Annotated in this window: 9 protein-coding genes and 1 pseudogene; 4 read left to right on the forward strand and 6 right to left on the reverse strand. The window is 69.0% G+C overall.

Features of this window, described 5'->3' with window-relative positions:
* Positions 1-55: 55 nt before the first annotated feature.
* The 5 genes from ACYCUK_RS04870 to ACYCUK_RS04890 all read right to left on the reverse strand — a co-directional run bounded on the left by ACYCUK_RS04870 (position 56) and on the right by ACYCUK_RS04890 (position 3,585).
* Complete coding sequence (locus ACYCUK_RS04870) at positions 56-358, reverse strand: FmdB family zinc ribbon protein (protein WP_461593702.1); 303 nt, start codon at positions 356-358, stop codon at positions 56-58.
* A gap of 189 nt (positions 359-547) precedes the next feature.
* On the reverse strand, positions 548-1,249 hold the full coding sequence (locus ACYCUK_RS04875) for a DUF4136 domain-containing protein (RefSeq protein ID WP_461593703.1): 702 nt from the start codon (positions 1,247-1,249) through the stop codon (positions 548-550).
* Positions 1,250-1,346: 97 nt separating this feature from the next.
* The gene (ttcA, locus tag ACYCUK_RS04880; RefSeq protein ID WP_461593704.1) at positions 1,347-2,339 is read right to left on the reverse strand and encodes a tRNA 2-thiocytidine(32) synthetase TtcA; all 993 of its coding nucleotides are present in this window, start codon (positions 2,337-2,339) and stop codon (positions 1,347-1,349) included.
* The gene (locus tag ACYCUK_RS04885; RefSeq protein WP_461593705.1) at positions 2,336-2,737 is read right to left on the reverse strand and encodes a dihydroneopterin aldolase; all 402 of its coding nucleotides are present in this window, start codon (positions 2,735-2,737) and stop codon (positions 2,336-2,338) included. The genes ttcA and ACYCUK_RS04885 overlap by 4 nt, the downstream gene beginning before the upstream one ends.
* 35 nt (positions 2,738-2,772) lie before the next feature.
* Entirely contained in the window at positions 2,773-3,585 is an 813-nt protein-coding gene (locus ACYCUK_RS04890) for an SDR family oxidoreductase (RefSeq protein ID WP_461593706.1), read from the reverse strand.
* 39 nt (positions 3,586-3,624) lie between these two features.
* Here ACYCUK_RS04890 and ACYCUK_RS04895 point away from each other — a divergent pair, with 39 nt between their 5' ends.
* From ACYCUK_RS04895 to ACYCUK_RS04910, 4 genes are read left to right on the forward strand one after another with little or no spacing between them, the layout of a single operon-like run.
* Positions 3,625-5,160 (forward strand): class I SAM-dependent methyltransferase, encoded by a 1,536-nt coding sequence (locus ACYCUK_RS04895; protein ID WP_461593707.1) that lies wholly within the window; start codon positions 3,625-3,627, stop codon positions 5,158-5,160.
* Positions 5,160-5,351 (forward strand): DUF2905 domain-containing protein, encoded by a 192-nt coding sequence (locus ACYCUK_RS04900; protein WP_461593713.1) that lies wholly within the window; start codon positions 5,160-5,162, stop codon positions 5,349-5,351. The genes ACYCUK_RS04895 and ACYCUK_RS04900 overlap by 1 nt, the downstream gene beginning before the upstream one ends.
* Before the next feature lie 5 nt (positions 5,352-5,356).
* Entirely contained in the window at positions 5,357-5,485 is a 129-nt protein-coding gene (locus ACYCUK_RS04905) for a hypothetical protein (RefSeq protein ID WP_461593708.1), read from the forward strand.
* 39 nt (positions 5,486-5,524) lie between these two features.
* The gene (locus tag ACYCUK_RS04910; RefSeq protein ID WP_461593709.1) at positions 5,525-5,878 is read left to right on the forward strand and encodes a DUF488 domain-containing protein; all 354 of its coding nucleotides are present in this window, start codon (positions 5,525-5,527) and stop codon (positions 5,876-5,878) included.
* 61 nt (positions 5,879-5,939) lie between these two features.
* Here the strand turns inward: ACYCUK_RS04910 and ACYCUK_RS04915 are convergent.
* Positions 5,940-6,068 (reverse strand): annotated as a pseudogene (locus tag ACYCUK_RS04915) (ferredoxin--NADP(+) reductase); the annotation flags it as partial.

The raw sequence follows: 6,068 nt of genomic DNA on the forward strand, positions 1-6,068 counted from the left end.
ATCAAAACCGCCCGGCCATGACAGCGCGGGCGGGACGGTGCAGCGAATCCGCAGGTCAGTGGCAGGCACAGGAGCTGCCGCACGCGGCGGCCGCAGGTGCTGCTTCGGCCTTGGGCTCAGCCTTGGGTTCGGTTTTGGATTCAGGCTTGGCCGCCGCTGCGGCCGCCGCAGCCCCGCCGCCCTTGAAATCGGTGGCGTACCAGCCGGACCCCTTGAGCTGGAATCCAGCGGCCGTGACCTGCTTGCTCAACGCCGCCTGGCCACAAGCCGGGCAGACCGAGAGAGGTGCGTCGGATAGTTTTCGCAGCGCGTCCATGCTGTGTCCGCAGGAAGCGCATTTGTAGGCGTAAATCGGCATGGCTGACTCCGCAGAGAGAGACGATTGGACAGGGAACAGATGAGGACGCGGCGCCGGTCTTCAAGGCCGGCGCCGCGTGGAGAGGGGCAAAGCAAAATTGGTGCCGATTATAAAAGCAGCACCCGCGGACAGCGCGCCGCCCACCGCTGCGCGAAGCCGGGGCGCAGCGGTGGGCGGCGCGGGCAGCACTCACCCGCCCGGGATCGTCACCCGATGCATGCCGCTTCGCAGCGGGAAACCGGCCAGCGCGGAATCCGCCAGCTTTTGTGCCACCGGCCCCAGACGCTGCTCGTAGGAGCCGGTGACGGCGCTGGTGCTGTAGACCAGGGCGCCCGTCGCCGTGTCGCGAATTTCCAGGTCGAATACGCGGTCGTACCACGGTGGCGGCCAGGAGAAACCGCTCCACAACAAGGGGTAGCCGCTGTAGATCCAGGCGCCATTGGGCAACAGAATGGGCGCGCCGGGCGGTGGCCATGCGCTGGGGAAACTGGCCTCGAAGTCCAGATAACTGTGGAAGCTGTAGCGCGCGGTGTAGGGGGCGGGCTGACCCAGCAGGGGCACCATACCGGCGTGGGTCATGGCCTGCACCACGGCGGACTGGAACACGCCGGCGTCGGGCGCGGCGGCAATGGAAGGAGCGGCCTGCAGTTGAACCTTGGCGCCAACCAGGGCCTGGGGCGCGGGCTTGGGCGTGGCCACGTCCGCCCGCACGGCGGTGAGTGTGGCGCAGCCGCCCAGAAGCAACACGGCCGAGAGTGCAACGAGGCCGGCGAGACGGTGGCCCAGGCGGCGCTGGGGATGCGCTGAAGGCGCCGGACCGTGCAGGCCGGCCTGAGACTGCGCCGTGGCCAGGGCGGACCCGGCCTGGGAAGAACTCGCAAGTGGACGCATGATCACCTCGATGGTTCCGGCTCTGTCCGGCAGGCGACAGCACTCAGTGCCAGCCAGCAAAGCCGCATGAGAAAACGCCCGGCCATCCGAAGTGTTCTCATTCCCCTCCGGGGGCGACTGCCGCAAGGCGGCGGTCTGGGGGCTCGATTATCCATTGGACGACAGCAGCGCCATCCCGTTCCCCGACAGGGTCTTGCCTGGGTGGTGTGCAAGGTTCGTCGTCGAAGGCGATGTCGCCGTTCGCATCCGGCTGGCCGCTGGCCTGCAGGGTGGCGAAGGGGTAGGCGTTGCGGTCCAGCAGATGCGAGGGCGTCACCTTGCCGAGCGCGGAAAACAGGGTCTCCAGCCGGCCGGGGAAGCGCTTGTCCCACTCGCGCAGCATGGCCGCCACCTGCTTGCGCTGCAGGTTTTCCTGGCTGCCGCACAGGGTGCAGGGGATGATGGGGAACTGGCGGTGCGCGGCCCAGCGAACGAGGTCGGCCTCTTCCACATAGGCCAGCGGACGAATGACGATGTGGCGGCCGTCGTCGCTCACCAGCTTCGGGGGCATGGCCTTGAGCTGGCCGCCGTGGAAGAGGTTGAGGAAAAAGGTCTGCAGGATGTCGTCGCGGTGGTGGCCGAGGGCGATTCTGGTGGCGCCGAGTTCGTCGGCCACGCGGTAGAGGATGCCGCGGCGCAGGCGCGAGCACAGGCTGCACAGCGTCTTGCCTTCGGGAATGAGGCGCTTGACGATGGAGTAAGTGTCCTGCTGCTCGATGTGGAAGGCCACGCCCTGGCGCTGCAGATACTCCGGCAGCACATGCTCGGGAAAGCCGGGCTGCTTCTGGTCGAGATTGACGGCGACGATGTCGAAGTCCACCGGGGCGCGCTCGCGCAGGCTCAGGAGGATGTCGAGCATGGCGTAGCTGTCCTTGCCGCCCGACATGCAGACCATCACCCGGTCGCCGGCCTCGATCATGGCGAAGTCGGCAATCGCCTGGCCCACCAGCCGGTGCAGGCGCTTGGACAGCTTGTTGGTTTCGCGCGCGGCGCGCAGGGCCTGGGCATGGCCGTCACTCACGCCAAGATCGGCCGGCAACGGTGCGCTCATGGCGCCAATTCCTTGATGCGGAAGACCTCCACGCCCACCGCGTCGCAATCGGGGTAGACGTCGGGCTTTTCGGTGGACACCAGCACGGCGCGCACGCTGGGGTGCTGCAGCATGAGCGCGGCGACGTCGTCGCACAGGGTTTCCTGCAGATGAATGTGGCCGCGCGCCAGGCGCTGGGCGATGGTGCGGCGGATGAAGTCGTAATCCACCACCTCGTCGAGCTTGTCCCGCGTCGGTGTGGAGTCGGCGTAGGGCACGTAAAGGTCCACATTGATGACCACGCGCTGCTCGCCGCGCTTCTCGAAGTCGTGCACGCCGATGTTGATCCACACCTCGTAATTCTTCAGGAACAGCCGGCGGCAATCGCCGAGGGCGGGATGGTTCAGGGCACTCGTCATGGATAGCTTTCGTGGAGGGTTTTTGGGCGTGCGGCTCAACCGGCTTGCGCGCGCGCCAGATACAAGACGTCGCGCGCCTGCGCCGTGAGGTGCTGGCCGCCGTCCACCAGCAAGGTGGTGCCGGTGACGGCTTGGGCCGCGAGCACATAACGCACCGCCTCGGCCACGTCTTGCGGCGTGGACGAACGGCCCAGCGGCGTGAGCCCATGGGCAGCGGCGAATTCGGCTGCGCTCATCGGCCCCGACGGCAGGGTCACGCCCGGCGCCACGCCGACCACGCGCAAGCTGGGCGCCAGTGCCTGCGCCAGCAGCGTGGTGGCCTCGCGCAGCGCCGCCTTGCTCAAGGTGTAGGACAAGTAATCGGGGTTGGGATTCCACAACTTCTGGTCGAGCAGATTCACCACGCAACCCTGCGCGCCGCGGGCCTGCACATGCGCGTGCAGCGCCTGCGCCAGCAGCACCGGCGCCACGGTGTTGACCTGGTAATGCTGCCCTGCCGCTTCGGCGCTGAAGCTGGCGGCGTCGTCATGCTCGAACAGCGAGGCGTTGTTCACCAGGGCGTCCAAGCGGCCGAAGGCGGCTGCCACTTGCGGCACGAGGTTGCGGACCGCAGCAGCGTCGGCGAGATCGGCGGCGAAGGCCTGAGCGCGGGCTCCGGCGGCAGCCAGGTCGGCGCAGGTTTGCCGTGCTTCGTCGGCGGAGTCGCGATGGTGCACGGCCACGTCCCAGCCGGCAGCGGCCAGTTCCAGCGCGATCACCCGGCCCACGCGCCGCGCGGCGCCCGTGACCAGCACCACGGGCCGAGCGGCGGCGTGAGTGCTTTGTGCGGGAGGGTTGGCAGGAGGCATGAAACCTAGGCAGGGGGTGTGAAACCTAGAATCGCGGCGATGAAAAGCATGCAGAGTCTACCGTCAGGCGCCCCGCAACCCGAGGGCGGGGGCATGCCCGAAGCAGCGCGGCCAGGCTCGGATGGTGGCTTGGCCGCGCCCGCCTGGAACCATCTGCCCGCCTTGCTCGCATGCATCAAGCAAGCCATTGCCGAAGCCGGCGGCTGGCTGCCTTTCGACCGCTACATGGAACTGGCCTTGTATGCCCCGGGCCTGGGCTATTACGCCGCCGCGCCCGGGGTGCTGGGCGCCTGGGGCGGCAGCAGCGACTTCGTCACCGCCCCCGAACTCACGCCGCTGTTCGCCGCGACGCTGGCGCGACAGGTGGCGGCGGCGGCGCAGGCCGAGGGGCTCGCCACCGTGGTGGAATTCGGCGCCGGCAGCGGCCGCCTGGCCTGCGACCTGCTGGCCGCGCTCCACGCCGAGGGCTGGCTGCCGGCGCAGTACGCCATCGTCGAAGTCTCTGCCGCCATGCGCGCGCGCCAGCAGGAAGCCGTGGCCACGCTGCCCGCGCCCTTGCGCGAGCGCATCGTCTGGTGGGACGCCCTGCCCGCGCGCTTCGACGCCGTGGTCATCGGCAACGAGGTGCTGGACGCCATGCCGGTGAAACTCGCGCGGCGCACGCAGCAGGGTTGGGTCGAGCGTGGCGTCGTTGAGAGTGCCCCCGAACCTGCCGCTTCGCGTCAGGCCCCCCGAGGGGGTCAAGGAAACTCGGGTGCGGCCCAGCGTTTCCTTGAGACCGCCCCCGAACCTGCCGCTTCGCGTCAGGCCCCCCGGGGGGGTCAAGAAAACTCGGGTGCGGCCCAGCGTTTCCTTGAGACCGCCCCCGAACCTGCCGCTTCGCGTCAGGCCCCCCGAGGGGGTCAAGGAAACTCGGGTGCGGCCCAGCGTTTCCTTGAGAACAACGATACGGAACAACCCCTCGCCTGGGCCGAGCGCGCGACCGGCGTCGCGCCGCGTCCCAGTATGCGGGCGCTGCCGCTGGGGGCCGTCACCGAAATCCACCAGGCCGCCGAAGCCTTCATCAGCACGCTGGCCGAACACCTCGGCCGTGGCCTGCTGCTGTTCATCGACTACGGCTTTCCCGCCCACGAGTACGACCACCCGCAGCGCAGTGGCGGCACCCTGCGCTGCCACCGCGCCCACCGCGCCCACGACGATCCGCTGTGGCAGCCGGGCGCCTCCGACATCACCGCGCATGTGGACTTCAGCGGCATCGCCCAAGCCGCCGCGCAAGCGGGGCTGGAGCTGCTGGGCTACACCTCGCAGGCGCGCTTCCTGCTCAACTGCGGCCTGCTGGACCTGCTCGGTGCCGCCGTTGCCGCCGGGCAGCAAGGCGAGACCGGGGCGCCCCGCAACCGCGCCGGCCTGGCCCAGACCGCGGCAGTGCAAAAGCTGCTGTCGGAGGCCGAAATGGGCGAGTTGTTCAAGGTCATCGCCCTGGGGCGCGGCCTGCGCGCACCGCTCATGGGCTTTGATCAAGGAGACCGCCGCGCCGCGCTCGCCCTGCACGACACAGCCGAGGGGCCACCTTGATGTGGCTGTTCGTCTTCATCCTCGCGTCCATCGTGGTCTCGGCGCTGCTGCCTTACCTGGAACGCTTCGGCTTCGGCCGCCTGCCGCTGGACCTGCGCTTTCACGCCTTCGGCCGCGCATGGCTGTTCCCCCTCGGCTCCGCCCTGCTGCTGTCCATCTTCGCCTGGGTGATCGCGCGCTTGCTGCGCTGAAACGCATGGGCGCTCCAGCCGAGGGCCACGACACGCTGCGGCGCCTGCAGGAGGAACTCGTGCCAGAAGCCGACCCTGATCCGCGCACTGCCATCGCCTCACCGACCCAACACGGCGATCCGGTGGCGTCTTAGCATGCGGACATCGAACACTCCAAGCATGGGAGAGGGACGATGACACGAATCGACATCAAGCGGGTCTACGAGCCCGCGACGGCAGCCGACGGCCTGCGCCTTTTGGTCGACCGGCTGTGGCCGCGAGGACTGGGCAAGGACGAGGCCGCGGCGGACCGCTGGGTGCGCGAGATCGCGCCGAGCCCGGCGTTGCGACAGTGGTTCGGCCACGATGCGGCGAGGTGGGACGAATTCCGGCGCCGCTACGTCGCCGAGCTGGACGCCATGCCCGAAACCGTGGGACTGTTGCGCCGCCTGCTCCAGGAGCACAAGCAGGTCACGCTGCTGTACGCCGCCAAGGACGAGGCCCACAACCACGCCATCGTCCTGGCCGACTACCTGCGCAAGCCTTGACGAGGCGCGCGCCAGGAGCGGCCAAGCTTGCCGCCGCCCTGCGCTTGCTTCGGAGCACGACCTAGTCGAAGGCCGGCGACTCCACCCCCAGCACTTTATGCAGCTTGGGGCTGGTGGTGGTGTACTGCAGATGGATCTTCTTCTCCGGGAAGATGGCGTGCGCCGCGCCGAACGCCGCCAGCGCCGCCTC

This window comes from Thiomonas sp. (assembly GCF_054608695.1).